General features: G+C 65.5%; 27 protein-coding genes and 1 pseudogene. 12 read left to right on the top strand and 16 right to left on the bottom strand.

Going from position 1 to position 26455, the window contains the following annotated elements; all coding sequences use genetic code 11:
* Positions 1-232: 232 nt before the first annotated feature.
* Positions 233-1201, bottom strand: a complete 969-nt coding sequence (pip, locus tag ACQP1O_RS19535; protein WP_433567184.1) for a prolyl aminopeptidase — start codon at positions 1199-1201, stop codon at positions 233-235.
* Between the two features lie 125 nt (positions 1202-1326).
* On the opposite strand from pip, the gene ACQP1O_RS19530 reads away from it, so the two are divergent.
* From ACQP1O_RS19530 to ACQP1O_RS19515, 4 genes are all read left to right on the top strand, one after another.
* On the top strand, positions 1327-1578 hold the full coding sequence (locus tag ACQP1O_RS19530) for a hypothetical protein (RefSeq protein ID WP_433567183.1): 252 nt from the start codon (positions 1327-1329) through the stop codon (positions 1576-1578).
* Positions 1575-1871: a hypothetical protein gene (locus ACQP1O_RS19525; RefSeq protein ID WP_433567182.1), complete on the top strand. Its 297-nt coding sequence runs from the start codon at positions 1575-1577 to the stop codon at positions 1869-1871. Before ACQP1O_RS19530 ends, ACQP1O_RS19525 begins: the two co-directional genes overlap by 4 nt.
* 547 nt (positions 1872-2418) lie before the next feature.
* Positions 2419-3336 (top strand): NADP-dependent oxidoreductase, encoded by a 918-nt coding sequence (locus ACQP1O_RS19520; protein WP_433567181.1) that lies wholly within the window; start codon positions 2419-2421, stop codon positions 3334-3336.
* Positions 3337-4031: 695 nt separating this feature from the next.
* Positions 4032-4460 (top strand): response regulator transcription factor, encoded by a 429-nt coding sequence (locus tag ACQP1O_RS19515; RefSeq protein ID WP_433567180.1) that lies wholly within the window; start codon positions 4032-4034, stop codon positions 4458-4460.
* 452 nt (positions 4461-4912) lie between these two features.
* Here the strand turns inward: ACQP1O_RS19515 and ACQP1O_RS19510 are convergent, their stop codons facing one another.
* The 6 genes from ACQP1O_RS19510 to ACQP1O_RS19485 form a co-directional block, all read right to left on the bottom strand.
* Positions 4913-5113 (bottom strand): hypothetical protein, encoded by a 201-nt coding sequence (locus ACQP1O_RS19510; RefSeq protein ID WP_433567179.1) that lies wholly within the window; start codon positions 5111-5113, stop codon positions 4913-4915.
* 12 nt (positions 5114-5125) lie between these two features.
* Entirely contained in the window at positions 5126-5323 is a 198-nt protein-coding gene (locus tag ACQP1O_RS19505; RefSeq protein WP_433567178.1) for a three-helix bundle dimerization domain-containing protein, read from the bottom strand.
* Positions 5324-5627: 304 nt separating this feature from the next.
* On the bottom strand, positions 5628-5837 hold the full coding sequence (locus ACQP1O_RS19500) for a hypothetical protein (RefSeq protein WP_433567177.1): 210 nt from the start codon (positions 5835-5837) through the stop codon (positions 5628-5630).
* A gap of 154 nt (positions 5838-5991) precedes the next feature.
* A complete protein-coding gene (locus tag ACQP1O_RS19495) occupies positions 5992-6276 on the bottom strand; it encodes a three-helix bundle dimerization domain-containing protein (RefSeq protein WP_433567176.1) in 285 nt (94 codons plus the stop codon).
* Between the two features lie 537 nt (positions 6277-6813).
* On the bottom strand, positions 6814-7725 hold the full coding sequence (locus ACQP1O_RS19490; protein ID WP_433567175.1) for an NAD(P)H-binding protein: 912 nt from the start codon (positions 7723-7725) through the stop codon (positions 6814-6816).
* A 9-nt stretch (positions 7726-7734) separates the two neighbouring features.
* Positions 7735-8127 (bottom strand): hypothetical protein, encoded by a 393-nt coding sequence (locus ACQP1O_RS19485; RefSeq protein WP_433567174.1) that lies wholly within the window; start codon positions 8125-8127, stop codon positions 7735-7737.
* A gap of 303 nt (positions 8128-8430) precedes the next feature.
* On the opposite strand from ACQP1O_RS19485, the gene ACQP1O_RS19480 reads away from it, so the two are divergent.
* Both ACQP1O_RS19480 and ACQP1O_RS19475 read left to right on the top strand, forming a co-directional pair.
* The gene (locus tag ACQP1O_RS19480) at positions 8431-9147 is read left to right on the top strand and encodes an SDR family NAD(P)-dependent oxidoreductase (RefSeq protein ID WP_433567173.1); all 717 of its coding nucleotides are present in this window, start codon (positions 8431-8433) and stop codon (positions 9145-9147) included.
* A 28-nt stretch (positions 9148-9175) separates the two neighbouring features.
* The gene (locus tag ACQP1O_RS19475; RefSeq protein ID WP_433567172.1) at positions 9176-9544 is read left to right on the top strand and encodes a YybH family protein; all 369 of its coding nucleotides are present in this window, start codon (positions 9176-9178) and stop codon (positions 9542-9544) included.
* Between the two features lie 225 nt (positions 9545-9769).
* Here the strand turns inward: ACQP1O_RS19475 and ACQP1O_RS19470 are convergent, their stop codons facing one another.
* The 3 genes from ACQP1O_RS19470 to ACQP1O_RS19460 form a co-directional block, all read right to left on the bottom strand.
* A complete protein-coding gene (locus tag ACQP1O_RS19470; protein WP_433567171.1) occupies positions 9770-11476 on the bottom strand; it encodes an alpha-keto acid decarboxylase family protein in 1707 nt (568 codons plus the stop codon).
* A gap of 438 nt (positions 11477-11914) precedes the next feature.
* Positions 11915-12700 (bottom strand): SDR family oxidoreductase, encoded by a 786-nt coding sequence (locus ACQP1O_RS19465; protein ID WP_433567170.1) that lies wholly within the window; start codon positions 12698-12700, stop codon positions 11915-11917.
* Between the two features lie 19 nt (positions 12701-12719).
* Positions 12720-13520: an alpha/beta hydrolase gene (locus ACQP1O_RS19460; RefSeq protein ID WP_433567169.1), complete on the bottom strand. Its 801-nt coding sequence runs from the start codon at positions 13518-13520 to the stop codon at positions 12720-12722.
* Between the two features lie 146 nt (positions 13521-13666).
* Between ACQP1O_RS19460 and ACQP1O_RS19455 the strand changes: the two genes are divergently transcribed.
* Both ACQP1O_RS19455 and ACQP1O_RS19450 read left to right on the top strand, forming a co-directional pair.
* On the top strand, positions 13667-14620 hold the full coding sequence (locus ACQP1O_RS19455; protein WP_433567168.1) for a LysR family transcriptional regulator: 954 nt from the start codon (positions 13667-13669) through the stop codon (positions 14618-14620).
* 216 nt (positions 14621-14836) lie between these two features.
* Complete coding sequence (locus ACQP1O_RS19450; protein ID WP_433567167.1) at positions 14837-15538, top strand: type 1 glutamine amidotransferase domain-containing protein; 702 nt, start codon at positions 14837-14839, stop codon at positions 15536-15538.
* 181 nt (positions 15539-15719) lie between these two features.
* Here the strand turns inward: ACQP1O_RS19450 and ACQP1O_RS19445 are convergent, their stop codons facing one another.
* Complete coding sequence (locus ACQP1O_RS19445) at positions 15720-16631, bottom strand: SDR family oxidoreductase (protein ID WP_433567166.1); 912 nt, start codon at positions 16629-16631, stop codon at positions 15720-15722.
* A 106-nt stretch (positions 16632-16737) separates the two neighbouring features.
* On the opposite strand from ACQP1O_RS19445, the gene ACQP1O_RS19440 reads away from it, so the two are divergent.
* On the top strand, positions 16738-17325 hold the full coding sequence (locus ACQP1O_RS19440; RefSeq protein ID WP_433567165.1) for a TetR/AcrR family transcriptional regulator: 588 nt from the start codon (positions 16738-16740) through the stop codon (positions 17323-17325).
* Positions 17326-17684: 359 nt separating this feature from the next.
* Positions 17685-18110 (top strand): response regulator transcription factor, encoded by a 426-nt coding sequence (locus tag ACQP1O_RS19435; protein ID WP_433567164.1) that lies wholly within the window; start codon positions 17685-17687, stop codon positions 18108-18110.
* Positions 18111-18403: 293 nt separating this feature from the next.
* Here the strand turns inward: ACQP1O_RS19435 and ACQP1O_RS19430 are convergent, their stop codons facing one another.
* The 4 genes and pseudogenes from ACQP1O_RS19430 to ACQP1O_RS19415 form a co-directional block, all read right to left on the bottom strand.
* Entirely contained in the window at positions 18404-19243 is an 840-nt protein-coding gene (locus ACQP1O_RS19430; protein ID WP_433567163.1) for an MBL fold metallo-hydrolase, read from the bottom strand.
* Between the two features lie 75 nt (positions 19244-19318).
* The gene (locus tag ACQP1O_RS19425) at positions 19319-19690 is read right to left on the bottom strand and encodes a hypothetical protein (RefSeq protein ID WP_433567162.1); all 372 of its coding nucleotides are present in this window, start codon (positions 19688-19690) and stop codon (positions 19319-19321) included.
* Positions 19691-20639: 949 nt separating this feature from the next.
* On the bottom strand, positions 20640-21071 hold the full coding sequence (locus tag ACQP1O_RS19420) for a PPOX class F420-dependent oxidoreductase (protein ID WP_433567161.1): 432 nt from the start codon (positions 21069-21071) through the stop codon (positions 20640-20642).
* 862 nt (positions 21072-21933) lie between these two features.
* Positions 21934-23025 (bottom strand): annotated as a pseudogene (locus ACQP1O_RS19415) (RNA polymerase sigma factor); the annotation flags it as partial.
* A gap of 569 nt (positions 23026-23594) precedes the next feature.
* Here ACQP1O_RS19415 and ACQP1O_RS19410 point away from each other — a divergent pair.
* Positions 23595-24071: a hypothetical protein gene (locus ACQP1O_RS19410; protein ID WP_433567160.1), complete on the top strand. Its 477-nt coding sequence runs from the start codon at positions 23595-23597 to the stop codon at positions 24069-24071.
* A 518-nt stretch (positions 24072-24589) separates the two neighbouring features.
* Complete coding sequence (locus ACQP1O_RS19405) at positions 24590-26023, top strand: gamma-aminobutyraldehyde dehydrogenase (RefSeq protein ID WP_433567159.1); 1434 nt, start codon at positions 24590-24592, stop codon at positions 26021-26023.
* Here the strand turns inward: ACQP1O_RS19405 and ACQP1O_RS19400 are convergent.
* Positions 25992-26423: a response regulator transcription factor gene (locus ACQP1O_RS19400; RefSeq protein ID WP_433567158.1), complete on the bottom strand. Its 432-nt coding sequence runs from the start codon at positions 26421-26423 to the stop codon at positions 25992-25994. The genes ACQP1O_RS19405 and ACQP1O_RS19400 overlap by 32 nt on opposite strands.
* Between the last annotated feature and the right edge of the window lie 32 nt (positions 26424-26455).

The raw sequence follows: 26455 nt of genomic DNA, 5'->3' as shown, positions 1-26455 counted from the left end.
AAGCCAAGTCGCTAACAAGCCAAGTACAGGCCAACCGATGCAGCCTCTGCCCAGCACTCCGGTGACGTCAGATTTCACCGATTGGATCGGTCCGGTCTGATGCTGGGCGCCAACGGCATTGACCGATAGGCGACGTCAGCATTCGCTGGCATGACCACGCGCCGCCCGATACCAGGCCGAACTCACCATCACCGCCATCATCCGATGGCTCAGAGGATTTACAGGACCGAACCTAGCTGATCCGATCGTCATCGGGCTGCGCGAAGCGGGCGATGGCGCGGGCCAGTGCCTCGCCCATGGCGGGGCTGCCGGTGTGCCCGGAGTCGTCGATGACGTGCAGGCGGGCGTCCGGCCAGACCTTCGCGAGTTCCCAGGCGGTTTCGAGCGGTGCGCTGAGATCGAGGCGGCCGTGGATCAGTTCGCCGGGGATCCCGGCCAGCCGTCCGGCCTCGCGCAGCAGCATGCCTTCGTCGAGCCACGCCGCATGCGCGAAGTAGTGAGTGCAGATCCGAACGAAGGCGAGCATGGCGGTGTCGGTCTTGGCGCTGTACTGCCCTGGCCTGCCCAGGGATTCGTGCGCGATCGCCGCGTCCTCCCAGCGACACCACTCGATCGCGGCGCTGCGGCGCACCACCGGGTCCGGGTCTGCCAGCTGCTGCCGGTAGCCCTCGACCAGGTCACCATCGCTGGGCACCGCGGCCCGGAACCGCTCCCACTCGGTGGGCAGCAGCCGTGCGAGACCTTGGTACAGCCAGTCGATCTCGCGGCGGCGGGTGGTGGTGACGCCGACCAACACGATTCCGGTGACCCGCCCCGGGTACCGCTCGGCGTAGGCGAGGACGAGCGTCGAACCCCAGGACCCGCCGTACAGCAGCCAGCGGTCGATGCCGAGGTGGGTGCGCAGCCGCTCCATATCCGCGATCAGGTGCTCGGTGGTGTTCACAGCCATGTCGGTGCCCGGGTCGGCGGCGCTGGGAATGCTACGTCCACAACCGCGCTGATCGAACTGCACGATCCGGAAGATGTTCGGATCGAACGACTTCCGCGGCCCCGGGCTGCTCCCGCTGCCCGGCCCGCCGTGCACCACCAGCGCCGGCCGCCCCGCAGGGTTGCCGCTGGTGCACCAGTACACCTGGTTTCCCTGGCCTACCTCGAGCAGACCCTCGGCGTACGGGTCGATCGCGGGAAAAGACGTCGGCACGGTTGCCGAGGGTATCGAAGCAGGCGCGCGGCGTCGACGACGGCGTGGGCGTTGCCCCACCCGTCCGTACCACGGCTGAGGCCGGGGCGTGACGATCCGGTCGGGTCGCGGGTAGGATCGCGGGTATGACTCGTCGGACTACGAAGGTTTCGCTGTCGCTGGAGTCCAGCGCGTGGGAGATCGCCGAGCGTGAGGCCGCTCGCGCCGGCATGTCGCCGTCGGCTTGGATTTCGAAAGCGTGCCGCGACAAGGCGATTCGCGACTTCCGGCCGGTGATGAAGCCGGTTGTCGAGGCGGACACGGCTGCCGAGTACGAGGCCGAGCAGGCCGCTGCCGAGGCTGCTGAGGCTGCGCGCCGCCGCAAGGGCGTTGCGTGAGGCGCGGGGACATCCACTATTACGGACAACCCGGTGCGGCACTGACGAAGATCGTGCTGCTGGCCTCCAACCAAGCAGTGCTCGACAGCGAGCGGCCCTGGTTCATGGGCCTGGACCTCCTCGAAGAAGGTGACGGCGACCTGCTGACCGTGCCGATCCCCGGGCACGGGTGGGTCGACACGGCCGCGACGCATCGGCTGTATCGCCAATGGGTGGGTGAGGCGATCGCCAGCACCGATACCGAGACCATGGAGCGGGTCGAGGAGGCGCTGCGCGCGTCGCTGGACCTGTAGCACGTCGAGATTTTCGTCCGGTCTGTAAATCGTTGCCCGGCAACCAGTTTCCGGGAGCGACGGACCTTCGGTCCACATGATTTCAGAAGCGAATGTCGAGTTTGAGCGCAGCCGTGGGCTCTTCGGGTCTCCAGCCAGCCCGTGTCGACCGCTGCCGCCCACAGCGAACCCGACCGGCATGGACCTGACCGGCGCATCTCACAACGCGTCGACGCTGGCCGGATGAATTCACTCCGCCGCTTCGGTGATCCTGGGAGTGGCCGGTCGTCCCCGTTCGGAAAACGAGGGACCGGCAGACCGGCGGTTTTGCGGCCCTTACCGCACGTGGATCGCCCTGGTGCAGAGCGCGAGAACACCGCCACTTTCCACCGCAGGTCACAGCCGAACGGCGACTCGCCGGACGAAACGCCCGCCACCAGCTGCTGCAGTGCGGTCTCATCGATGCGGTGCTTGCTGCACAGGGTTTCACCGATGATCGCTTTTCGCACCGTGCTCGCTGCCTCCGCCGACCAATCACCGAAGTACAACGACTACCGGAAGGACCTTCGTGCGAGCCATCACAGTCCGGGACCGGACAGCCGGCATCAGTGGATTGGCCCTGACCGATCTGCCCCACCCCACGCCCGCTGAGAACGACGTCATCGTGCAAGTCCACGCCGCCGGTTTCACCCGCGGCGAGCTGGACTGGTCGGGGACCTGGACCGACCGCGCCGGCCGCGACCGCACCCCGAGCGTCCCCGGCCATGAACTCTCAGGTGTGGTCGCCGAGCTCGGCTTCGGCACCACTGGCCTCACGGTGGGGCAGCACGTTTTCGGACTGACCGACTGGGCCCGCAACGGTTCGCTCGCGGAGTACACCGCCGTGGAAGCCCGCAACCTGGTCCCGCTCCCCGCCGACGTCGACCACGTCGCCGCAGCCGCTCTACCGATTTCCGGTCTGACGGCTTGGCAGGCCCTGTTCGACCACGCGCACCTGAAAACCGGCCAAACCGTCCTCATCCACGGAGTCGGTGGTGCCGTCGGCTCCGTCGCCACACAACTGGCGCGCGAGGCAGGAGCACGCATCATCGGCACCGGCCGAGCCTCCGACCGGGACGCGGCCCGCGGTCTCGGCGTCCACAAGTTCGTCGACCTGGACGGCGAACCCCTCGAGGACGTCGGCGAGGTCGACGTAGTACTCGACGTGATCGGTGGCGACATCCGCGACCGCTCCACCGCGCTACTACGCCCTGGCGGCACCCTCGTCACCATCGCCGGTCCACCCACCATCCACCCCCACGACGGCCGAGCCATCTTCGTCGTCGAACCCAACCGCGAGCAACTGGCCCAACTGGCCACCCGCCTCCGCGACGGCCGGCTCGTCCCCCTCGTCACCACCGTCCGCCCCCTGGCCGACGCACCCGCGGCCTTCAGCCCCGACGGACGCACCCGCGGCAGAACGATCATCAAGGTGACCACGGACTGACGCTCCCAGACCCGCCCGAGAGGGCAGGACGCCGGTACGTCCGGACACAACGGGACCCATCGGGTTCGTGCATGGTCAGCAGGATGTGGTCGAACACCGACACAGTGCCGAGCTCGGCCGGTCACACATTGCGCAGCTAGCGGTGCCCTCCCGCACGGACACCACAGCCGACCACGGGGCGAGGAATGACCGTCATCATCGGAATGGACTCGACCGCCGCATCAGAGCCGCCGACAGAGAGCTGCGCCACCTGGTGATCGAGCGCGGATCGACCCTGATGGAACTACACGGCATCGAGCCCTCCAGCGCGGCAAGGCTTTTCGCCGGCACCTGCGACATCCACCGCTTCCGTGGAGAGCCACACCAATACCGACGGTGGGCAGCCGTATAAGGAGCATCCCATCGGGCACCTGGATCGGATCCAGGCCGGGATCCGATCCTGACACCAGTCTCCAACCAGCCGAATGTCGCACGTTTGCGGAGCGCGCCACGGGCAATGGGATGCCAGGGAATAGACCTGGTCATGTGAACACCATGAAAAAAAGTTCACAGATTCATTGCTGAAAGATTGCTGATTAACATATTGTCGAGGTACGTCGATCGCGGTACCACCAATGCGATAACAGGATCGCCTCCATTCAGCTCCATGACGCTGCGGATTCGACGGTCGGGGACCCGTCTGCGAAGGATCCATCATGAGCCAATTCCCGCGCTCTGCAAAAGAATTCACACTGCCGTCGACCCTTGCGGCTGAGCCCAGCAAGGTCCTTGTCGTCGAGAGCAACCCGGCGATGGCAGAGATCGAGGGACTTGTGCTGGCCAATGCCGGCCATGAGGCGGTTTCCGCCGGCAACGCGCAGCGCGCTCTGACCATCGCTCGGCGATGGCATCCCGACTTGGTGCTGCTCGAGCTGGACCTGCCCGACCTGCCGGGCGCGCATCTGTGCCGAGAGCTGCGGACTCGCTCACCGATTCCGATCATCGCGATCTCCCTCGATGGCAATCCCGATGCCATCGATGACGCCTACGCGGCCGGTGCGTGCGACTACCTGCCCAAACCACTCAGAAGCCGTGAACTGCTCGACCGCATCCGTGTCCATCTCCCGTCACCGCAGCTGGTCTGAAATATCTACCAATTCGGGCGTGTCGCCGGCCAACTCTGGTCTACGCCCCGTACCCGGTAGAAGGTCACGAGCCGGGCACCGACGTGTCGGTCGCCGTGTGGAAGACCGAACCCGGTTGGGGCCTCGTCCCGGCCGCTGACCACACTGTCAACCCCGAGGTGGAGCGCTTGGGCTATCAACCGCCGGGCTGGGCAAAGTCGTCGAACTGGACGCACCCCACCTGGTCATACGGACCCACACCGACGAGGTCACCGCCGTCATCACCGGCGCGCTGCCCCGAACTGTCCTGAAGCACGACCTCCGATGAACGTCAGGCTGTCGTCATGATCAGCCACTCTGAGATGGCGGATCCCACCGAAAAGGCTGCGCCCGCGACCAACTGGTACGAACAGCGCGGAAACCGAGCCGGAGTTCTCGCGCCGAATCCCGTTTCGTTGTTCGATCGCTCGAAATCATCGGAATGTCTGCCGCAGTCCGGGGAATCGCTGGTTGAGGTTGTGGATCTGCTGGTGGACCTGTGCGAGTTCGACCTCGACGGCCTGGTTGGGTTTGTCGTCTCGCCACTGGCTGCGGCGGCGAACAAGGCGTTCGGCGCAGTATTCGAGTTCCGCGAGGAGCATGCGTGCCTGGGCGGCTTCGAGATCCTCACTCACCGGCGGCTCGCATCAGCCGGTCGCCGAAAGCCTCCGCAATGCGCCGCGCTCGACGAGCAGCGGAACGAAATCGCGGACCGGCCGGCCGTCGAAGCCGCGGTGGATTTCGGCGACGATGCCCTCGACGGTGTCGGTATTGATTGTGGGGAACTGTGCGGCAAGGCGTCGGACGAGCGCCGCGATCTGCTGATCTTCGTCATTTGCTGCCATGGTTCATGGTTGGCCGCGACCCCCTGCGTCGTCAACTACCCGTATTCCCGGTTCGGGGGAGTATGCCATGTTCGATCGCGGATGGCGCGGCAATCATGTTCTGTACCAGGCCCATTGGGGATGCCGCCGAGGAGGGGATCCCGGCGGCATCGGCGGCAACGACGACTGCCGGCTCAAAGTCGGTCTGGCCGAGCGCGGCTGCGGGCGGGTATCCCCGAGCTGCCCCGTCGAATTGCTGAATCCAGGTCCGATCCAACGCCTGTCGTGCGACGCCGACCGGGGTGGGCCGGGGGTCGGGCGCGGGTCAGCCGGCCGAAGGCGTCATCCCGGCACGCAAGGCGGGAAAGCGCTTGTGAAGCTGAGCGATTTGGCGGCGTACGGCAGCGAGCTCGGCGTCGTGCCGCGACGCCGCGGCCTCGGTTGGAAGGGCTTCGCGGCGGCGTAGCGCCTGCGCATGCTGCGTCAGCTCGCGCACGAAGGCGCGGGCCTGGGCGAGTTCGGGGTCCTCGGACATTGCTCTCGTATCGACAGGGGTTGCGCGCATCGGCAGGGGCGGCACCCGCGGGCAACCATTGAACCATGGACCGTCAACCCAGAATTCGGTGATTGTTCGGACAATTGCGCGGATAGTGCGACCTGGCGGGAATCGGCGGCGTCGCGGTGGCGAGTCAGCGGAGGGCCGACACGAGCTGTCGTGCGGCGCCCCGCTCGACCAGCAGCGGAACGAATTCCCGCATCGGTCGGCCATCAAAGCCGTGGTGGACCTCGTGCACGATCGTGGCGATAGTCCACGCACTGATTGCGGGAAACCGCTGCACGAGCCGATCAGTGAGTTCCGCGAGCCGCCTGACCTCCTCAGATGATGGCATGAACCATGTTTGCTCGCCGTTGCCACGGCAGTCAACAGACGTCGATCCGCTTTGGTAGGTATGCCCCGGAATTTCCTCGGCCACAAGCGAAAACCCGCGTTTCGCTGACCGTACATGTCCCATTTTCGGACCGTCCAGGATTAGCTGGTCCCGGACGAGTGATGCGAAGTGGGGCTGCGGCGCGTAACCGAACCCCAGGTCGGCCTCAGTTCCAGCTCGGCTGACCCGCATAGGGAAACGGTGAGGAATGGCACGGGTCTCGCATGATTGGCACGAATCGAGAGTGTTCACGGCACGAAAAGTCCGGAATAAGCTGCGCGATGGGAATCGTTGTGCAGAACCTGTCTGGCAGGGACCGCACCACGAGCTGCTGCCGCGGCAGCGCTGGCTCAACGCGCCGAAGAGAGTCCATATGGTTCATAGATCGGGCTCGGCGCACTTCGCGCGACGGGGTGCCATGTTCGATGGCCCATCGCGTGATCCCAGGATGTCGCCGCCCGGCGGGTCAGCCGAACTCTCCATCCCCTGTTTCCCGGTCGCGTCGGCGCAATCATCACCGAGCCCGGGCCGAGAAGATGGTCACCGTGCTGAGCGCCTTCACGACGCCGTACCTGGCGGCCGCTATGAGAACAGTTGCGAGTGTTCGGCGATGTACTGCCCAACCGAGGATGGCGGCTGTCCCGTGATCTTCTCGACGTCGTCGGTGGCCCGGTCGTAGCGTCCGGCGCGGTGCAGCAGCGCCAGTGTGGCCAGGTGCTGCTCGACGTGTGCGGGCAGACCTCGGGGCTCGAGGACTTCCTGGACCCAGGTTTCGTGGGGCATGTCGGTGCCGCGAATCTGCCGGTGAAGTCCTCGGGTGTACTCGGCGGCCAGGCCATCGATGTCCAAACGTGCCGGGCCGGTCAATTCGTAGACGTTGCCGATGCGGTGGGCGGGATCTACGAGCACTGCGTAAACCGTGCGGGCCACGTCGCTGGTAGCTATCGGTGAGGTCCGCCCCGTTCCGAAGGGCAGCGCCAACAGGTTGTGCTCGCGCAGCGACGGTGCCGCAAGTCCGGTGAATATCGGATTGTCCAGAAACACCGTCGGCCTGATGTGCACGACCGGCACACCCGACCAGTTCATGACGTGCTCGGCGAGGTAATGCAGCCGATGTTGACGGGACTCCCCCACACTGGTCAGCGTCATTTGAGAAACGGTCATCTGGGACATGTTCACGACCACCTCGAGGTGGCCGTACTCCAAAGCGGCGGCGCAGACGACTGCCGTTGCCTGCAGGTAATCCGGCGAGACACCCATCGAGAAGAACATGCGATCGGTACCGGTCATGGCGTCGACCACATCGCGTGGATCGGTCAAATCTCCGACGACGACGTCAGCGCCGAGTGCGTGTAAGGGCTCGGCTCGGGCGTCCTCGTGGTGCACCAGCGCGCGAACGCGATCCCCCCGTTCCCGCAATTGCTCGATCACCTGCCGGCTCACGCCACCGGTGCCACCACCCGCCCCGGTGATCAGGTACAAGGGCGCATTCATGCTCGCTCCTCAGGGTGTGTTTTCCCAGTGCACGGCAAGGGGTGTATCGGCGAACCTCTCGAGCATCACGCGCGACAGCAACAGCAGCGAGCTGCGCGGACGGTAATTCACCACGAGGCGCTGGGCCTTTCCGGCGGCGTTGAAGGTGACCAGGACGATGACATGAATCGGTACGCCACGGACCGACGAGGTGTAGTCCTCGAGGAAACTGTTCTCGCCGCAGGGGCCGGCGTAGTGAAAGTCTTGGAACTCGTATATCTCGCGGGCGGCGACCACGACTTCATGGACGGCCTCTGCGCCTTCTATGACGCCGTCCCACGCGGCGCCTTCTCCGGTTACGTCGTGGGCCAGGTTGTCCAGCCACGCCGGATAGTACGGCTCCCCCATGTAGGTCGATGTCATGCCGCGCCTCCCGTGAAATCCGACAGCGAGCCGGCTCGCCGACGCGCGCCCACGATGTGTGACCTATGACCGTGCAACCCTATCGCCCGGCGGCCCGGGTTGCGGGGAATCCATGGAACGGCCAACCGGCCCTGGACAGATGTACCCGCTGCGAGCTTGCGGCTTCCACGTCGAAGGATTCCGTCCTGCTCAGAGGCCATTTCAGCGTTGGCCGTCGATCTCCGCGCGGCCTGGCGTTCGATCCGCAGACCGGTCGTAGACTCCAGCCGACCAGCCCGAATTCCGACTCGAGAAAGGTTCGCCATGAACATCGATCGGCAACAGAAGGTCGCAGTCATCACGGGGGCGTCACGTGGTATCGGTGCCGGTCTTGTCGAGGCTTACCGCAAGCTCGGTTATGCGGTCGTGGCCACCGCACGATCCATCCCGGAATCCGACGATCCCGCAGTGCTCGCCATTGCCGGCGACATCGCCGATGCGGCGACCGCCGACCGCATCATCGCCGCCGCAGTGGAACAGTTCGGCCGGGTCGACACCCTCGTCAACAACGCGGGCGTGTTCATCGCCAAGCCGTTCGCCGATTACACCGACGAGGATTACGCGGTCGTGACCGGCGTCAATCTGACCGGGTTCTTCCACATCACCCGAGCAGCGGTCGACGCCATGCTTTCCCACGACCGCGGCCACATCGTCAACATCACCACGAGCCTCGTCGACAACGCCGATTCCCGCGTCCCGTCCGTGCTGGCTTCGCTGACCAAAGGTGGGCTGCAGTCGGCCACGAAATCGCTGGCCATCGAATATGCGCGTCGCGGTATCCGCGTCAACGCGGTGTCACCGGGCAACATCAATACGCCCATGCACGATCCGTCCACCCACGACGCCCTGGCCGCCATGCATCCGGTCGGGCGGATGGGTGAAATCAGCGACATCGTCGATGCCGTCGTCTTCTTGGAGACGGCGCCCTTCATCACCGGTGAGATCCTGCACGTCGATGGCGGTATGAGTGCTGGACACTGATGATCGGGACAACGACAGGAGAATCGCTATGACCACCGATCCCCAGGACGAGGCGATCCTGCGAACAGTCCTCGACCAGTGGAAGGACGCGGTCGATCGGCATGAGCCACAGCGGGTCGCCTCATATTTCACCGACGACGCGATTTTCCAAGGCCTGCATCCCTATACCGTGGGTCGGGCGGGTGTCTCCGAGTACTACGACTCTCAGCCGATCGGCCTCGTGGCCGACTACCGCATCCTCGAAACCCGCCGTCTCACAGAGAATCTCGTGCTGGGCTACCTGGACGTCGACTTCTCTTTCACCGACCGCCCGACCCTCGCCGTCAAGCTCAGCGTGCTGCTCGAACGCGATACCGACGGCTGGGCCATCGGGCATTACCAGGTCTCGCGGCTGTGAACATCGGCCCACCCGGTGTGGGTGGGCCGGGTAATCTTCCCGAGTTGTCGGCGAGCAGATCGGCTTCGAGTGGGGTGCGGTAGGCCCCGAAGATGCAGCCCTTCGCCAAAGGGTGTGGACCAGAACGGTATTCGGGTGCCTACGAGGGGCCGACGTCCGGAGGGAACCGGTCACATCACTCCGTCCTCAGGGCAGTAGGGACCCCGAGACGCTGCCGTTGCGGGGTCACGCGGGCCGGAGCTGGGTGCCTTCGTGGTGTTGGGGGCCGCGAGGACCGTAGTCGAGTTCGGCCCCCCGGTTGCTGCTGGCGGTAATCGGGGCAGGGGAATCGAAGCGATCCATGATCGACTCGACGAAGATCAACGTGTCGTTGGGGGCGGACAGGGCGTCGTGCAGCTCCGCCGGAGTCCTGGCGACGAGCGACCGTGCTGTGGTGCCGGGGCGGAGCACTTTCGGCAGCTCCGCGTACGCCCATGTCGCGATGTCGTTGTAGGACTCGGTCTTGCCGAGGTATCCGCGCTCGATGGTGTATCCCCCGTTGTTGATCAGGAAGATCACTGGCTTGTGGTCGAATCGCAGGATCGTCGACAGCTCCTGCGCGGTCTGCTGGAATGAGCCGTCGCCGACGAACAGCAGGTGGCGCCGGTCCGGGGCCGCGGTCAGCGTGCCGAGCAGAGCGGCGACCGAATAGCCGATCGAGCCCCAGTTGACCGATCCGACGAAGGTGCAGCCCGACGGGAGCTGCAGGCCGAACAGGGCGTATGACGTGCCGTTATCGACGAGCAGCACATCCCCGGGCTGGATGTAGTCCTGGATGGCCCTCCAGTACACGGTCTGTGTCAGGTTGGCAGCGCTGTCGCCATGCACGGGCGGCGCGGCTGCCACGGGGTGGCTCACGGCGCGATCGGTGACACGCGGCACCGTGGCGCTGACGCCCCGGAGAACTTCCTCGAGCGTCACCGCCTGGTAGTTGTCATCGCCGATGTCGACCGAGTGACTGCGCAGGTGGATCGCGCCGGCGGGCAACGAGGCCGTGAAGTCGCCCGTGGTCACTTCGATCGGTCGGTAGCCGATGCAGAGCAGGCAGTCGCTGCTCTCCACCGCGTCGAGTGTGTGCTGCGCGCTTGCCTTTCCGTTGTAGACACCGACGTAGTAGGGCAACGTCTCGTCGATCACCGCTTTGGCCGTGTTGAGAACCGCGACCGGAATTTGCCTCTTCGCGGCGAGCGCCATGATCTGGGCGGCGACACCGAACCGGTCCGCGTCCAGATCCACCAGAATCGCCGGTGACGTGGCATCGGACAAGCGGCCCGCGACCGCGGTGATGCACGACGCCAACCGTTCGGGGTCGCTGGACGGCTGTGCGAGCATCAGCGGCTCGGTCGGAACTTCGATATCGAGGTAGGCGATATCGGAGGGCAGTTCCAGATAGACCGGCAGCTTCTCCCGCCACGCCGTGTGGAGCAGCCTGTCGATCTCGATAGCCGCGTTGCGTGGAGTGAGCCTGGCGTGTGCGGCTGTCACCTGCGCGAAGGCGCCGAGGAAGCGGTCCCAGGTGCCGTCGGCCATCGTGTGGTGCATTCCCAGACCGCGATCGATGGACCGGAGGGGAATCGATCCGCAGATGCAGATCACCGGAACGTGCTCGGCGTAGCTGCCGGCGACCCCGTTGATCGCACTCATCGCGCCTACGGCGTTCGTGACGAGGAGCGCGCCCATGCCCTTCAGCCGTGCATAGCCGTCCGCCGCATAGGAGGCGTTCAACTCGCTGCAATTGCCCACCCATCGCACGGCACTGTGGTCTTCGAGCTGTTGGAGCAACTCGAGGTTGTAGTCGCCGGGGACACCGAAGAGATGGCCGATCCCGGCCTCTGCCAGACGGCGAATCAGAAAGTCGCCGATCGTCATTCGTCGGGTCTTGCGCTCGGGCATTCTGCGCTCCTCCGCATCGTCTCACGCTGACATCACGGTCTCGGACCTGTCCGATCTCACCGAGCACGAGCACCATCGCCGGCCGCGACGGAAAATGATCCGCTCCTTGACATCCAGGGCATTCGGAGCATCGGCGGACGCGTTCGGATCGATGTACAGCGCTCAGTCGGAGCCGAATCCCAGATATCGATGGGCGATCTTCCCGGCAAACATCACAGTGTCGACGTACCTCCCGTCCGTGACAGGTGGTTTCGATAGCTCGGCTCAAAAGACGGTACCGCCAACCACGTGCGTCCGTGCGAGAACGGCACGTCGACGAGGTCGAGCCCGACATCACCGGGCTACGCCCGGCAAGCCGTCGACCACAGGGCGCGAGCAACGGACTGCGCCGTTCGTGAGCCTGGTCTTTCGGCTACCGCGCCGGTCGGCCCAGGGTCGTCAGAGCGTGGTGATCATTCCTCCATCGACGATGAAGTCCGATCCGGTGATGTTGGCGGCCCGCGGGCTCGAGAGATACACCGCGAGGTCCGCGACTTCCTCGGGTCGAGTGAATCGCCCGGTGACCGTCTGCGCCACCGCGGTGCGGGCGACGGCCTCCGGGTCGCCGCCGGCGGTATTCGCGATCGTCCGTGCGACGCCGTTCGCACCGAGCCACAGGTCGGTCGCCACCGGACCCGGGCTGATGGTATTGACCCGAATACCCTGTACCCCTACTTGTTTCGACAGTGACTTGCTGAAGTTGGTGAGCGCGGCCTTGGCCGCGCTGTAGTCGATCACGGTCGGATCCGGGAGTTTGGCATTGACCGAGCTGATGGTGACGATGCTGCCCTGTCGCGCCTCGAGCATGGCGGGCAGGACGGCGCGCGTCACCCGGATCGCCGAGAGCAGGTCCAGGGTGAGGGTCGCCAGCCAGTCATCGTCGCCGATGTCGAGGAAACCGTTCAATCGGGGTGTCACCCCGCCGACATTGTTGAACAGCATGGCCGTGGTGCCGAATTTCGCTGCGAGGGTGCCGAGTTCGGTCGCGCCCTCCGCGGTCGACAGATCCACCTCGGCCGGATGGACGCGACCGGTGTCCGCGAGGGCGCGCAGGTCGTCGCCGGTGTGGCGGGCGGCGGCGACGACGATCGCGCCCTCCTCGACGAGGGTCCGGGTGATGGCCAGCCCGATACCGCGGCTGGCGCCGGTCACCACGGCGAGGGTGTCGGTGAGTCCCAGATCCATGATCGTGCCCTCCTCGGTGTCAGAAACCCTTGTCCGCCAGCCAGGCCAGGACCGCGTCCGCCACGTCCTTCCAGCCGCTGTCGACGGTGAGGGAATGGCCGCGGCCCTCGAATTGCCGCAACTCGGTGACGGCGGTGGAGTCACGGTACTGCTTCAGGGTCGAACGGGTCACCACATCGGGGACGGTGTGGTCCTCGAGGCCCGAAATGAGCAGCAGCGGGCCGCGATCCGCGTTGGCGGTATCGACCTTCGCCTGCGAGTGCAGCACGAAGTTGGCCGCGGCGGCCTGAAAGAGCGGCCGCGCGGGTGCCGGGATGGTCCATTTGTCGAACAGCTCGTCCGATTCCTGCTCGCTGACCGCGTTGCCGAATCCGAAGCGGAACTCCTGCTTGGTCAGGGACACGGCCCGGTGCAGGTTGGCGGGGTTGCCGAGGGCGGGCAGCCCGGCGCGCAACTGCGCGAGCGGCAGCGGCAGGACGCCCTTGATCTGGGCTGGATCGATCGCGACACCGGCGGCACCGAGGTTCTGGCCCAGCAGTTTCTCGGCGAGCAGGCCGCCGAAGGAGTGGCCGACGATGATCGGCGGCGTCGGAAGGGTTTCGATGATGGCGGCGAAATGCGCTGCGGCGTCGTCGATTCCGGTGTTCGCGACGGCCTCGGGGTGTTCGCGCGCGGCGGCGACGGTGTCCGGCTCGTTGGGCCAGCCCGGGGCGATCGGCGCGTAGCCGGCGGTGCGGAAGTGGTCGACCCAGGGCGACCAGCTGGTGGCGTGCAGCCACAATCCGTGGATGAAAAGCACCGGTGTCGGTACCTGAGACATGTCGATCCCCTTTCGGCCCGACCAACTTCACCACCGCGATCGGGCGGGCGTCCAAGTCGTATTGGGCGCGGATCGATAACCACCACCTCATACTTGCAGGTGGCGTGCGCACGGAAGGCGTGCGCGGGCGGACAACGGAGGCGGGCATGGACCTCGATCTGCGGCAGCTGCGGTACTTCGTCACCCTCGCCGAGGAACTGCACTTCGGCCGGGCCGCGGCGAAACTGTTCATCACCCAGCCGGCGCTGTCCAAGCAGATCCGCAAACTCGAGGACCACGTCGGCAGTCCACTGCTCGAACGCGACAGCCGCCATGTCGCGCTCACCGCGCGCGGGCATCAGGTACTGGCGGACGCCCGCGAGATGATCGCGCTCGCCACCCGAATCCGCCGCGGCTCCAACGATTCCGACGTCGTGCGCATCGCGCACATCTTCGAACTGCAGACCAGTCGAACGGTGGCCGACGCGTTCACGGCGGCGCACCCGTCGGTCCGGATCGTCGAACGGTCCCTCGACAGCATCCGGCAGCTCGAGGCGCTACTGGCCCGTCGACTCGACGTGGCCATCCTGCGGGTCACCCAGGCCATGACCGCACAGCATCCCACCGGGTGGCGTTTCCGCCGTCTGCGCCTGGAACCGATGTTCCTCGTCGGGCGACCGGCCGATCCGCCTCGGCCGCAGGCCTCGCTGTACGAACGCCCTGTGGAAGTCTTCGCGGACGGGCCGGAGTCCGGGCTCTACAACGCACACGGCGAGTACCTGACGACCTTCGAACGCCAGACCGATCTGTCCCTGCACTGGCTGGGCAACCCCGGCACCTTCGGTCACTGCCTGGCCGCGCTCAAACGAGCGACCGAGCCTGCTCACGTTCTCGAATTCGAAAGCTACGCATTGAAATACGCGGCCGCGGGCATCCCGATCCACCGGCCGCTGGAAGTGCAACCCTATTATCCGTGGTCCATCGCCTGGCGTGACGAACCACCCGCCGAGCCCGTCGCCAACTTCCTCGAGATCGCCGAACAGACCGCACATGACCGCCATTGGCGACTGCCCTCATCACGCCTCGCCTCGCCGTGGCTGCCCCCCGAGCCCAAACAGTGAAACACGGCGATGTGTTTGGGCGTGGTTCTCGATACATCGCGGAAATGGTTGCCACTGCTGCCGTTTCGCGCCGGAACCGTCACTGTTCGGCGGTGGCTCGGAGTGCGGTCCCACCGGCGCGCGGCCCGGACGGGCGTGTAGGCTCGGGGAGGCTGCGGTTCGGTTGCTGAGTGTTTCCTGTCAACGGGAATGTGGGATCCGATAGGAGCTTTCGCGATGGCACGAGTGCTTTTCATTGTCAGTGGCGCCAGTTACTGGGTGGTGAAGGATGGCTCGCGATACGCGACCGGTTACTGGGCCGAGGAGTTCGCCAACCCGTATCGGATCCTCACCGATGCAGGCCACCAGGTGGTGGTGGCAACACCGAACGGTGTGATCCCCACGGTCGACATGATGAGTCTGCGCCCCGAGATGGCGGGCGGCATCGACGGGGCCCTGCGGCTCGAGTCGATCATCCGGGAGGCGGAGGCATTGCGGCGGCCGTTGCGGTTGTCGCAGGTGCGGCTCGAGGATTTCGACGCGGTGTACCTGCCGGGCGGGCACGGTCCGATGGCGGATCTGGCATTCGACGCCGATGGTGGGCGGCTGCTGACCCAGCAGTTGGCCTCGGGTAACCCGCTTTTCATGGTCTGTCATGCTCCGGCTGCGATCTTGTCGACCAGGATCGGGGGCGAGTCCCCGTTCGCGGGTTATCGCCTCACTTGCTTCACCGACGAGGAAGAGGAAGCCGTGGGTGTCGCCGCGATCGCCCCGTGGCTACTCGAGACCGACCTGAAGGCGAAGATCAGGGTCGATTTCAGCCGCGGGCCGATCTGGCAGCCGTATATGGTCGAGGACCGAAATCTGACCACCGGCCAGAACCCGGCCTCGGCCGCCGTCCTCGCCAACCGCATGGTCGAGATTCTGAAAGGCGCCTGACCGACGGGCTGCGGCCGTCATTCGGGGCCACCGCAGCCCTCCGATCGTCTGTTCTCAACCGAATTCTCGTTGGCCCAGAGGGCGGTGAGGAGGCGGCCGAGGTCGAGCCCCGTCAGCAAGGTGGCACCGAAAGGCTCGGGTTGAGCCGGTTCTCACCATGACGCCCGGCCGACCGCTGCAGTCAGGCCGCGTCGAGGTAGTGGCCGTTCTCGAGATCCTCGATCAGACCGGGATGGGTGGGTTTCCAGCTCATGGTCTCCCGGGTGAGGGCGTTTGCGGTCGGATTGTCCACGCCCGCGATGAAACCCAGGAAGCCGAAGTGCTCGGCGGCCTGGTCCGGGTCGATGGGGGCGGCGGGGAGTCCGAGGCGCCGGCCGATCGTCTCGGCGATCTCCCGGAACGCGATGCCTTCGTCGCCGACAGCGTGCAGGCGGGTGCCCGCGGGTGCGGATTCCAGTGCCAGGCGGAACAATTCGGCCGCATCCAAGGTATGGCAGGCAGGCCAGCGGTTCGCACCGTCGCCGAGATACCCGGCCACGCCCGTGCGGCGGGCGATGCCGACGAGGACATGAGCGAAGCCGTGATGGTCGAGGTGACTGTGCACGATCGGCGGCAGCCGCACCATCGACGACCGGACTCCCCGCGCGGCCAGCCCGATGATCAGGTTCTCGGTCGCCACACGCGGCGAACTCGCTTCCGCCACATCGGTTTCCAACCCGGGTCTGTCCAGGCCCAGAGAGGCCAGCAGCAGAGTCCCGGAGGCAGCGGTGAACGGCTTGCCGCTGCCGGCCAACGCGTCCCCGATGGCCTCGGCGACGCGCAGATCCGTCGCCGCCGCGCCCGCGATATCGCCGGAGACCATGGCCTCATGGTCGTAGGCCAGGTGCACGACGCCGTCGGCGGCCGCGGCGGCCGCCGCGAGGATGTCGAGATCGGTCAGGTCGCCGCGGACGACCTCGACACCGCGGGCTGCGATTACCGCGGCGGCGGCATCGGAACGGGCCAGACCGACGATCTGGTGACCGGCGGCCAGCAGCGCGGGGACGACGGCGGATCCGAGATGGCCGGACGCACCGGTGACGAAGATACGCATGGAATCACTCCAGGTAGACGGGTAGATGGCGTTTGCGATGTCAGCTCCTGACATCACAGTACGCCTTTATGTCAGCGCCTGTCATCACCCTGTGTAGCATCGAGCCATGAGCCGCTGGGAACCCAACGCACGCGGCCGCCTCGAGGCGGCGGCCCTGGAGCTGTTTCGCGAGCACGGGTTCGACAGCACCACGGTCACCGAGATCGCCGCCCGCGCCGGACTGACCGAACGCACCTTCTTCCGCCACTTCACCGACAAGCGCGAGGTGCTGTTCGGCGGCTCGCAATTACTGCGGGACCTGCTGATCGCCAAGGTCGGCGCAGCCCCCGCCGATGTCACGCCCTGGGCTGCGGTGGTGTGCGCGCTCGAGGAGATCGCTGACGAGGTCTTCGAACCGAGACGGCCGCTGGTGCTGCAACGGCAGGTGGTCGTCGATGCCAATCCCGAGCTGCGGGAGCGGGAATTGATCAAGAGCGCCACCTTGGCCGCGGCCATCGCGGACGCACTGCGCAACCGGGGCGCGGCCGACACCGCGGCGGAGCTGGCCGGTCAGGCCGGAATAGCGGTGCTGCACACCGCCTTCGGGCGGTGGACCCGCCAGCACGGCAACCGCGAACTATCCCGGTTCATCCGCGAGACAGCCGACGAGATGCAGACGCTCACCGCGCGGGCGAACCCCGCCGGACGTCGTTAGCTCAGTGGTTCGATCATGCCGGCGAATTCGTGCTCCGTCGCGAGTTCAACACTCGAATGCGGTTTGCGAGCGAGTTGCCCCGGATGATGGATTACCCCACCGCAAGTAACTGTCTTGTGAATCGGTGATGTCGGCTGCGTGAATCGATCGCGGTACGGAGGCGAAAATTCCAGCAAATGTGAAGTTTCGCCACATCCGTCACGGAGTTGTAGCCTTGGGGTATGGGGTGGGGATATGTTCGGGTTTCCGTCGGCGTGCCAAGGACATGGGTTGTCGAGGCGGGGCTGAACGGCTTCGTTGTTTCGCGAGACGGTCACATCCCAAAGGGGTGGGGGATCTCGTCAAACGGAGGACGACCAATGAACAGCTCCAAGAACAGCCGTCTGCGCTCACGACCGGGTCAGGGCCCAACCCCGCTGGCGAAGATTCTGGTGGTCGAGAGCAATCCGGCTGCGGAGATGCTGGCACTGGTGCTGACCACGGCGGGTTATCAGGCCATTGAGATGGCAAGCGGACAGCGGGCGCTGACACCGGATCTGGTCGTGGTGGGCCCGTCCCTGGCCTATGGGCACCTCGCTCAACTGTGTCGTGCTCTGCGAGCGCGCACCGACGCCCCGATCCTGGTCCTGAGCAGCGACATCGACACCGAAGCCGTCGAACCGGTCGTGGCCGCCGGCGCGTCGGAATGCCTGCTGGCCCCGATCTCTGCCAGCGACTTGCTGACCCACATCGCCGCTCTGCTGCGCGCCGCTCACGGCCGGGAGTCGATCGCGATCGCCGCCTGATTCCGCGACGCCGACGACGACGAGGGCACGCGCATAGCCTCGCATCGGATGCGACTTTCCGGCATCCGATGCTGCGCAGACCTCGGCACCCATCCTCAGCGGCGGCCGGCTCCCGGACAAGATGCCGTTCAGATCACCTGATTCGACCGAACCGGCCAGCGTCGTTGTGCGGCTGGTGGTTTCATGTCCGGCTGTGCGTGATGAGGGTACGGTGGTCTACGGCCGGTTCGGCGAAATGCTCCGCATGACGGCAGACCTGGCCGCCGGCGTCCAGGGACACACTGTTGTGGTTCTCAGCGGTCTGCACGGATCGAAAGGGTCAGGCCCTTGGTCGTGACGTTGGGCAGTTGGCTCATCTCCGCGAAGGCCCGTTGATCGTGGGCCGGCACGACAATCAGGTCGGGGATGCGCTGCATGATCGAAACCATGCGGAGGATGTTCTGCCGGTTGCCCTCGGCATCGAAGTCGCCCAGCCGCCTGATCGGCAGCGGACGCTCCACGCGGTGGGTGAGTCCCTCGCGCTGCCACACCAGATCTCCCACCAGGGCATAACGCACCTGATGCGGCAGTGTCACGAAGACGATCACGCTGCCGGGCGTATGGCCGGGGGCTGGGACGCAGACGATCGAGCCGTCACCGTACATATCGTGGTGGCGGGGGAAACCCAGGTACGGCCCGCCCGGGAAACTCAACTCCCGCCAGTTGAACGGGATTTCCTGGAAGAAACCGCGGAAGTTGCCGAACATTTCTCGGCTGTAGAACGCGGCTCGGTCGCGCGGGGAGATCAAGACCGGCAGATCGGGGAAATCGGTGATGCCGCTCATATGATCCCAATGCGCGTGGGTCAGCAGAATCCCGGACAGTCGGGCGAAGTCGTAGTCCGCCGCTTCCAGCTGATCGACAGCAGGCTTCCAGAGGTCATACTTGGTCATCTTCCGGAACAGCCGGGGCATCGTGGCCAACTGCTTCGCGATGTCGCGCCCGAAACCGGAGTCGACCAGAAGATCACCCCGCGGGTGCTGAATGAGCGCGGCGCCGATATAGAACTCGCGCTTGTCGAAGATGGACCCGCCGGAGTACGCGTATGCGGCACTTCGATGATTTACCCCGGTCGGCACCGCGACCAGGTCCATCTCGGCCGGTGGGTCGGCTCTCGGAATCGGAATCGACTCGGGCAACGGCAAAGGCATGGGGAGCTGCTTCATGATCTATTCCTCCTCCGTCAGACCGGTCGCGTTCGACGGGACCTCGAAGGCGGCCAAGGTGAGCGAAACACTGGTGAACCAGCCCATCAGCACGGTGACATCGACGATGCCCGCCACGCCGATCGCTGCCACCGCCCGGTGGTACATGCCGACGGGAACCACGCGCGGCTGTACCAGAGTTGATGCGAGCTCGTACACGATCTGCCGACGTGGGTCGTCGAACGAGGTCGGAACTCCAGCGATGAGAGCCTCGACCTGCCGCGGCTCCAGACCGCCCAGCAGCACACCGATCTTCTCGTGCTCGTAATTGGCGTAGGCGGAGAGCCAGCGGCCGTTGATGACGTTCGTGACGATCTCGATCTCCGCCTTCGACAACGACGAATCCTTTTGGAAATACGCCCCGGTTGGCACGATTGCCCTGCCAGTTTGGGGTTGGCCAGCCAGATCTTGTGCGGGCCGGGAATCATGCCGCGCAATTGCCGCGTGTACTCGTACGCATCGCGCATCTCCGGTGACATTTCGCTGGCCGGCGTTTCCATGTAGCGGCCGAAGGTCCCGAAGTCGACCCGATCGGATGAGCTGTCGAACATCTGAATCTCCTTTTCGGTCCGGGCGGGATCGTGAGCTGTTTCCGCGCGGTCGAGCCGTCGACGGACACCCCAAACGTCGTAGGCATTGAGCAGTGCGCCGAGCGCCGGGCAGTGGACCGTCACGAACACGATTGCGCCGAGAGCTTGCCGGCCCAACCTCGCGACGAGGCTGTCGTACAGCGGCCGGGGTATGAGGCCTACGCCGGTCGTTTGACGAAGAACTCGATCCTCCAACACGCCGACCAACCTCATCGGTAGACAGGCCGAGCACTAACACCATGCGCTGTATTCAGAACTTGGAAACACCCTGAACAGCGGCTATCCGAATTTCGTTGTTCTTGGGCAATCACTACCGGAACCGCGCACGGACGCCCGAACATCGCCGAGCCGGCCCTGACCCCGTCACCTGAGCACACCGTGAAGCACCCGACACCGGAACCCCCGCTATACACGCCTTCGGCGGGCAGGCGTTCATCGTCGCCGCTTGCGGGCGGCGGGGTCGGTGCCGGCGTGCCACCGGCTCGACGCCTCCGTCGACGAACGGGCGTCACAGGTCTCCGAACACCTCGTCCAGCTGGAACGACTGACTGCTCGGCCAGCAGAAGCCTCTCGTTCGGCTGGCGATGGTGGGCTCGAACAGTCAGTGCGTCACAGTGCGCCTTGATAGGCCGCGCATAGCTGGTGAGCCTTCGGGATCGACTTGTTGGGGTGTCGGTGAGATGGGCGGGGCAGGTTCAGCCGATGGTGCGGGTGTCGATCCCCGACGGGCCGACGGCGGCGTCGGTGGTATTGACCCCGAAGCTGATCAGCCGACGGGGGTGGATGCGGATGATGGCCCCGTCGAAGCCGCCGGTGTAACCGGCATAGGCGGAGTCGGTGGGTTCTGTGATCGCCTCGCCTGTGCCTCGGATCTCGAGAAACCGCGGCCGCCACGGATCCGTGGAGGCGAGATCGTCGACCACGAAGGCGACCCGCCCGTTGGCGGCGACGTTGCGGAATTTGCGGCTGCCTGCCATGCCGTGCCCGGCGATGTCGATGGTGTCGGTGCGGTCGTTGTAGCGGAAACCGACCGGGCTGACCTGGAGGGTTCCGTCGAGTTGCGCGGTGGCGATGCGGCCGAGCTGTTGCCCGGCAAGATAGTCCAGCTCTGCGTCGGTGAAATTCATGGCGGCTCCTTGTCGGTGAACGTGATGGACCGGGCCGGGCTGTTCAGGTGTGCGCGCCGCGATGCGGGCCTGGCTCACGAGCGTGCCGTCAGACAGAGTACGGGGATCACGCGGTCGGTCTTGTTCATGTAGGCGGCGAAACGCGGGGCGGCGGTGAGGATCTGCTTCCACGCCTCGTCGCGGTCGGCGCCACCTCGCGAGGCGAAACCTCCGCCACTTATCGCGTCTTGCTGGGAACCCGGCGGCGACGTCATCCACGCGGATCGAGGAGCAGAACCGCACCCGGCCGTACCCGTTGCTGCCTCCGCCGGACGACATCATCTCGCTGGGTGTCTCACGACATTTTCTCGAACAGCGCCTGGCGTGGGGAAGCGCGCCCGGGGTCTCGCTTGCTCCGGAGCTCCCCACGCCAGACCAGCACCGGTCATAGCCACACTTACGGTCACGCGGGGAGTCGGGAGCCGGATTACGCCGCAGCACCGCGCTTCGTTGCCGCTCGCATGTGAGGTCGAGCTCAACTTCGGGCAGGCCGAACAGCCAGACCCTACCGGGGGGCTGTAGAGATACCACAGCAGTGGGCGGCGCCCGCAATTCCCTTCTGCGCGTGGATATGTCGGGCTTGAGTCCAAGAACCGACACTGACGAGTGTCGGAAAAGTTGTCGCGGATTCTATTCCGACACTCGTGCGGCAGGATCTGGAGCGTCGGGTACGGGTCTACACCAAAACGACAGCCCCACATGCATTCAGAGGGTCGCGCTGGCCGGTTCGGTCAGCGCGGTATGCGGCATACAGGATGTCGTGTCGCGGTTTCGGCGATTGTGCAATTCGCCCTTCACCGCCGACGGCAGTCCTCAGGGCCGGTCAGTCGAGGTAGTCCTGCAGGGCCTGTGAGCGTGACGGATGGCGCAGCTTCGACATGGTCTTCGATTCGATCTGGCGGATTCGTTCACGCGTGACGCCGTAGACCTTCCCGATGTCGTCGAGGGTCCGGGGCTGCCCATCACCCAAGCCGTAGCGCAGGCGCATCACGCCTGCTTCCCGCGGGGTGAGCGTGTCGAGCACCGACTGCAATTGGCGCTGCAGCAGGGTGAACGACACCGCGTCGATCGCGACGACAGCCTCGCTGTCCTCGATGAAGTCGCCGAGGTGGCTGTCACCCTCGTCGCCGATCGTCTGATCCAGCGAGATCGGTTCACGCGCGTACTGCCGGACCTCCAGGACCTTCGCGGGTGTGATCTCCAGTTCCTGCGCGAGCTCTTCGGGCGTGGCCTCGCGGCCCAGTTGCTGCAGCAGCTCACGCTGGACGCGTCCGAGCTTGTTGATGATCTCCACCACGTGCACCGGGATGCGAATGGTGCGGGACTGATCGGCCATGCCGCGACTGATCGCCTGCCGGATCCACCAGGTGGCATAGGTCGAGAATTTGAATCCCTTGGCGTAATCGAACTTTTCGACCGCACGAACGAGGCCCAGATTGCCTTCCTGGATCAGGTCGAGAAAGGCCATACCGCGCCCGCTGTACCGCTTGGCGATCGATACCACCAGGCGCAGATTCGCTTCCAGCAAGTGGTTCTTGGCCCGGACGCCGTCCTGCACGACCCAGGTCAGGTCGCGGCGACGCGCGGCGGTGATACCGGACCCCGATTCGAGCTCCTCGTGCAGCTTCTGCGCCGCATACAGTCCAACCTCGATCCGGATCGCCAGATCCACCTCTTCTTCCGCAGACAGCAGGGGAACACTGCCGATCTGTTTCAGGTACGCGCGCGTCGAATCCCCACCGGCGGTGAGCGCGGCTTCCGTGCGCGCCCGTCGCAGTGCCGGGGACTCGCTGTCATCCCATTCGGAATCATCCCCGGCGCCGCCTCGCTGCGCTGGGTCGACCGCGACATCGAAGGTTGAATCCTCTTCCGGCGCATCGGTTTCGACGCTTACCGAGGCCATATCGACATCCGATGGAGGCTGGTAGGTCGTTTCGTCGGTTGCCATATTCGCCCTTTCACGGGATCAGGGCGGCACCGCGATATGAGATCCGCAGAGAGGCCTTGGACGCCCTCGGCAATCACCGAAGCCACTGGCCAGTCTACCGGCCACCGGCCGATACACAGTGGCTGCAGCGTAGCTCGGGCAGGTCGCCGACACTGATGCGGGTACCGAGGCGGCTGCATGCCGGCCGTTCTTGGGTTCGTTCCTCCGGCACAGGGTCGCCCACTCATCCTGGAATCGCCACATATCGGCAGTAGCGGACGTTCTGTACCGCACCAGGTTCCGGCCACCGGTACCCCGCGCTGGCCGGTTCGGTCAGCGCGGTATGCGGCATGTGCATGCATTGGCTGACTGACGTCTGGGCGGTCCGAACGGCCTTGCAAGACGGCGTGGCATGCCTGAAAAAGTCTCGCCATCAGTCCTTTTGCCCAAGGGATTCGGGGCACACCAGATTTTCGAAACGTCTTCGATTCACAATCGGGCGGGATTACCGTGCCTCACGACCCGGAGATGCCAGGTCGCGAGCAGGAGTTCGAAGAATGAAGTTGAACAGTAGGGTGCGCCGGATCGCTTGCGGAGCACAGGGATTGGCGGCTGTGGCCGCGACGGCCATCCTCCTGGCGCCCTCGGCGGGCGCCTCGGTCACCTCGATCGCATACGAGCCCGGCACCATGGACGGCAAACCGATTACGGTTGGCCAGAACCACTGGCTCGCCGTGTACACCACCGAACTCGGCAGCGGCAGCCCCAACGTGCAGGTGTACGACAACGGGCAGTGCATCGGCTCGACGATCGTGGGGGCCAACCAACAGAATCCGCTGCAGAACTACAGCTACATCTACTGGCAGCCCACCACCCTCGGCTCCCACACGCTCGTGGCGAAAGAGGGCGGCAGCTCACAGTCCATCACCGTGACCGTGGTCGCCGCGCCCGCCGGCACCACACCCGACCCGCAACCGACCAATCCGAGCTGCACCACAGCGGGCGGCGCGTCCACCGGCAGCTCCGGCTCCTGAGCTTCGCCCTTCGGGTAGGAGACGTATCGCCGATCGGCCGGGGTGTCGCGCCGCGGTGATCACCGAGCATCGCGGCGCGCCACCGCATCGGACGACGACTTCGGATCTTCGACGAGCCGGACCACACGAGCGGACGCGTCCAGATCATCCGGCCAAGGCCCTCAACTCGGCAAAGGCGGACGTTCTGCACCGCAGCAGGTTCCAGCCTTCGGCGCCCCGCGCTGGCCGGTTCGGTCAGCGCGCTGTGCGGCATGTCAGGATCCCCGTCCTACCGCTGCAGGTTCGAGGACTTCGCCGAGCGGGAATAAGGGACGCAGCGCGGCGACCGAACAGGGCCGGTGTGCGAAGTCATCGAACTTCGGCGAACCTGTAGAATAATTGCACCGAAAGTGGCCCTGATTGTTGTATGAAAACTCCAATCAGCCCAGGTCAGAAGTGCTTTCTCCATTTCGACACACCCTAATCCACTGATTTCATCGGTGGATCGAGGCTCACCGGGTGATCGGGAGGAAATCCGCATGCAAATACGTAAGTTCCGCAACGTCATCGGCGGAAAGCCGGTCGATGCGGTGTCAGGTCAGACCTCGGAGATCATCAACCCGTCGACCGGAGAGGTCTTCGCCATTGCAGCGGTTTCCGGCCCCGAGGACGTGGACCAGGCGATGCGGGCGGCCGACGATGCGTTCGAGGCGTGGAGTTCGACCACACCATACGAGCGGCAGATAGCTCTGCTGCGCATTGCCGACACGCTCGAGGCCAGGGCCGACGAATTCCTCGCACTGGAAGTTGAGAACACCGGTAAACCGTTCTCGATCGCGAAGACCGACGAGATCCCGCCGTCGGTGAATCAGATGCGTTTCTTCGCCGGCGCTGCGCGCATGCTGGAGGGGCGTTCGGCCGGTGAGTACTGCGAAGGTACGACATCCTTCACTCGTCGTGAGCCCATCGGCGTAGTCGCGCAGGTGACTCCATGGAACTACCCGCTGATGATGGCTGTATGGAAGATCGCCCCGGCGCTTGCGGCGGGTAACACCGTCGTGCTCAAACCTTCCGACACGACTCCGGCGACGACTGTGTTGCTGGCCGAATTGGCCGCGGAGTTCCTGCCGCCCGGCGTGCTGAACGTGATCTGCGGCGGCCGCGACACCGGCCGCGCCATGGTCGACCATCGCATTCCACAAATGGTGGCATTGACCGGCTCGGTGCGCGCCGGCATGCAGGTGGCAGAAGCCGCAGCCAAGGACCTGAAGAAGGTGCACCTCGAGCTCGGCGGCAAGGCGCCGGTACTCGTATTCGACGATGTCGACGTCGAACAGGCGGCTCGGAACATCGCCGCAAGCGGCTACTACAACTCCGGACAGGACTGCACAGCGGCGTGTCGAGTGACCGTCAGCGCTGGAGTGCACGACGACTTCGTTGCGGCTCTGACCGAGGCAGCCGCCAACACCAAGACCGGAATGCCCGATGAGGATGGCGTCTCCTTCGGGCCCGTGAACAGTCAAGCGCAGCTCGATCGTGTCTCGGGCTTCGTGGAGCGGTTGCCCGACCATGCCGAGGTGTTGACCGGAGGTCGGCGGGTAGGGGAACACGGCTACTTCTACGCCCCAACCGTGGCGGCCGGGTTGCACCAGCAGGACGAGGCGGTGCAGCAGGAGATCTTCGGACCGGTGATCACCGTTCAGCGATTCACCGGTGAAGACGAGGCGGTCCGTCTGGCCAATGACGTCGACTACGGACTGGCCGCGAGCGTGTGGACGAAGGACCACGCACGCGTGATGCGCCTGGCTCGACGACTCAACTTCGGAACCGTCTGGGTCAACACCCATACCCGATTCACCGCGGAGATGCCGCACAGCGGGTTCAAGCACTCAGGCAACGGCTCGGACCTGTCCCTCTACAGCCTCGAGGACTACACCCGGATCAAACACGTCCTGAGCAACATCGACATATAGCGTTCTCACACGCGTCGATGGTGTTGGTCTGCGTAGCGGCGGACGGACTACCCCGGTGTTCAGAGTCGGCGATCGTCGGCGCGCGATCTGGGCCACGTGAGGTGAAGCCGAGCTTGGTCAGAATGTGCTCCACGTGGGCGCCTGCGGTGTGCGGGGAGATCACCAATCGAGCCGAGATCTGCTTGTTGGTCAGCCCCTCCGCTGACCGGCGGCACGCCGGCTGCGACCGGCAACGAGTTGCTCGGGTTGCATCGAGCCGGCGGTTGGTCGAGGCCCCGGCGTCCGGCTCGACACGAGGGCGCCTGAGTGGTCCGCGTCGGTTCGGCGCGGCCACGGTACGAAGCCGAAGCGCCAAACCACTCGTCGCCGGACACCAACATTGAGAGCACACAGCTGTCATCGCAGTACAACAGCCCGCTGTGGCTGTCGTCA

It is taken from the genome of Nocardia sp. CA-151230 (assembly GCF_050942175.1).
In the GTDB taxonomy this organism is placed as follows: Bacteria; Actinomycetota; Actinomycetes; order Mycobacteriales; family Mycobacteriaceae; genus Nocardia.
The sequence above is the reverse complement of the archived record's forward strand: the minus strand, read 5'-3'. Positions and strand labels throughout refer to the sequence as shown.

Bases quoted from the DNA above. Each gene is read 5' to 3' on its own strand.
- ACQP1O_RS19505 (WP_433567178.1), bottom strand. From the start codon at position 5,323: ATGGCAGCAAATGACGAAGATCAGCAGATCGCGGCGCTCGTCCGACGC.
- ACQP1O_RS19465 (WP_433567170.1), bottom strand. From the start codon at position 12,700: ATGGATCTGGGACTCACCGACACCCTCGCCGTGGTGACCGGCGCCAGC.
- ACQP1O_RS19435 (WP_433567164.1), top strand. From the start codon at position 17,685: ATGAACAGCTCCAAGAACAGCCGTCTGCGCTCACGACCGGGTCAGGGC.
- ACQP1O_RS19445 (WP_433567166.1), bottom strand. From the start codon at position 16,631: ATGCGTATCTTCGTCACCGGTGCGTCCGGCCATCTCGGATCCGCCGTC.
- ACQP1O_RS19490 (WP_433567175.1), bottom strand. From the start codon at position 7,725: ATGAATGCGCCCTTGTACCTGATCACCGGGGCGGGTGGTGGCACCGGT.
- ACQP1O_RS19530 (WP_433567183.1), top strand. From the start codon at position 1,327: ATGACTCGTCGGACTACGAAGGTTTCGCTGTCGCTGGAGTCCAGCGCG.
- ACQP1O_RS19475 (WP_433567172.1), top strand. From the start codon at position 9,176: ATGACCACCGATCCCCAGGACGAGGCGATCCTGCGAACAGTCCTCGAC.
- ACQP1O_RS19480 (WP_433567173.1), top strand. From the start codon at position 8,431: ATGAACATCGATCGGCAACAGAAGGTCGCAGTCATCACGGGGGCGTCA.
- ACQP1O_RS19420 (WP_433567161.1), bottom strand. From the start codon at position 21,071: ATGAATTTCACCGACGCAGAGCTGGACTATCTTGCCGGGCAACAGCTC.
- ACQP1O_RS19455 (WP_433567168.1), top strand. From the start codon at position 13,667: ATGGACCTCGATCTGCGGCAGCTGCGGTACTTCGTCACCCTCGCCGAG.
- ACQP1O_RS19430 (WP_433567163.1), bottom strand. From the start codon at position 19,243: ATGGACCTGGTCGCGGTGCCGACCGGGGTAAATCATCGAAGTGCCGCA.
- ACQP1O_RS19410 (WP_433567160.1), top strand. From the start codon at position 23,595: ATGAAGTTGAACAGTAGGGTGCGCCGGATCGCTTGCGGAGCACAGGGA.
- ACQP1O_RS19450 (WP_433567167.1), top strand. From the start codon at position 14,837: ATGGCACGAGTGCTTTTCATTGTCAGTGGCGCCAGTTACTGGGTGGTG.
- ACQP1O_RS19460 (WP_433567169.1), bottom strand. From the start codon at position 13,520: ATGTCTCAGGTACCGACACCGGTGCTTTTCATCCACGGATTGTGGCTG.
- ACQP1O_RS19440 (WP_433567165.1), top strand. From the start codon at position 16,738: ATGAGCCGCTGGGAACCCAACGCACGCGGCCGCCTCGAGGCGGCGGCC.
- ACQP1O_RS19485 (WP_433567174.1), bottom strand. From the start codon at position 8,127: ATGACATCGACCTACATGGGGGAGCCGTACTATCCGGCGTGGCTGGAC.
- ACQP1O_RS19405 (WP_433567159.1), top strand. From the start codon at position 24,590: ATGCAAATACGTAAGTTCCGCAACGTCATCGGCGGAAAGCCGGTCGAT.
- ACQP1O_RS19515 (WP_433567180.1), top strand. From the start codon at position 4,032: ATGAGCCAATTCCCGCGCTCTGCAAAAGAATTCACACTGCCGTCGACC.
- ACQP1O_RS19400 (WP_433567158.1), bottom strand. From the start codon at position 26,423: ATGACAGCTGTGTGCTCTCAATGTTGGTGTCCGGCGACGAGTGGTTTG.
- ACQP1O_RS19500 (WP_433567177.1), bottom strand. From the start codon at position 5,837: ATGTCCGAGGACCCCGAACTCGCCCAGGCCCGCGCCTTCGTGCGCGAG.
- ACQP1O_RS19470 (WP_433567171.1), bottom strand. From the start codon at position 11,476: ATGCCCGAGCGCAAGACCCGACGAATGACGATCGGCGACTTTCTGATT.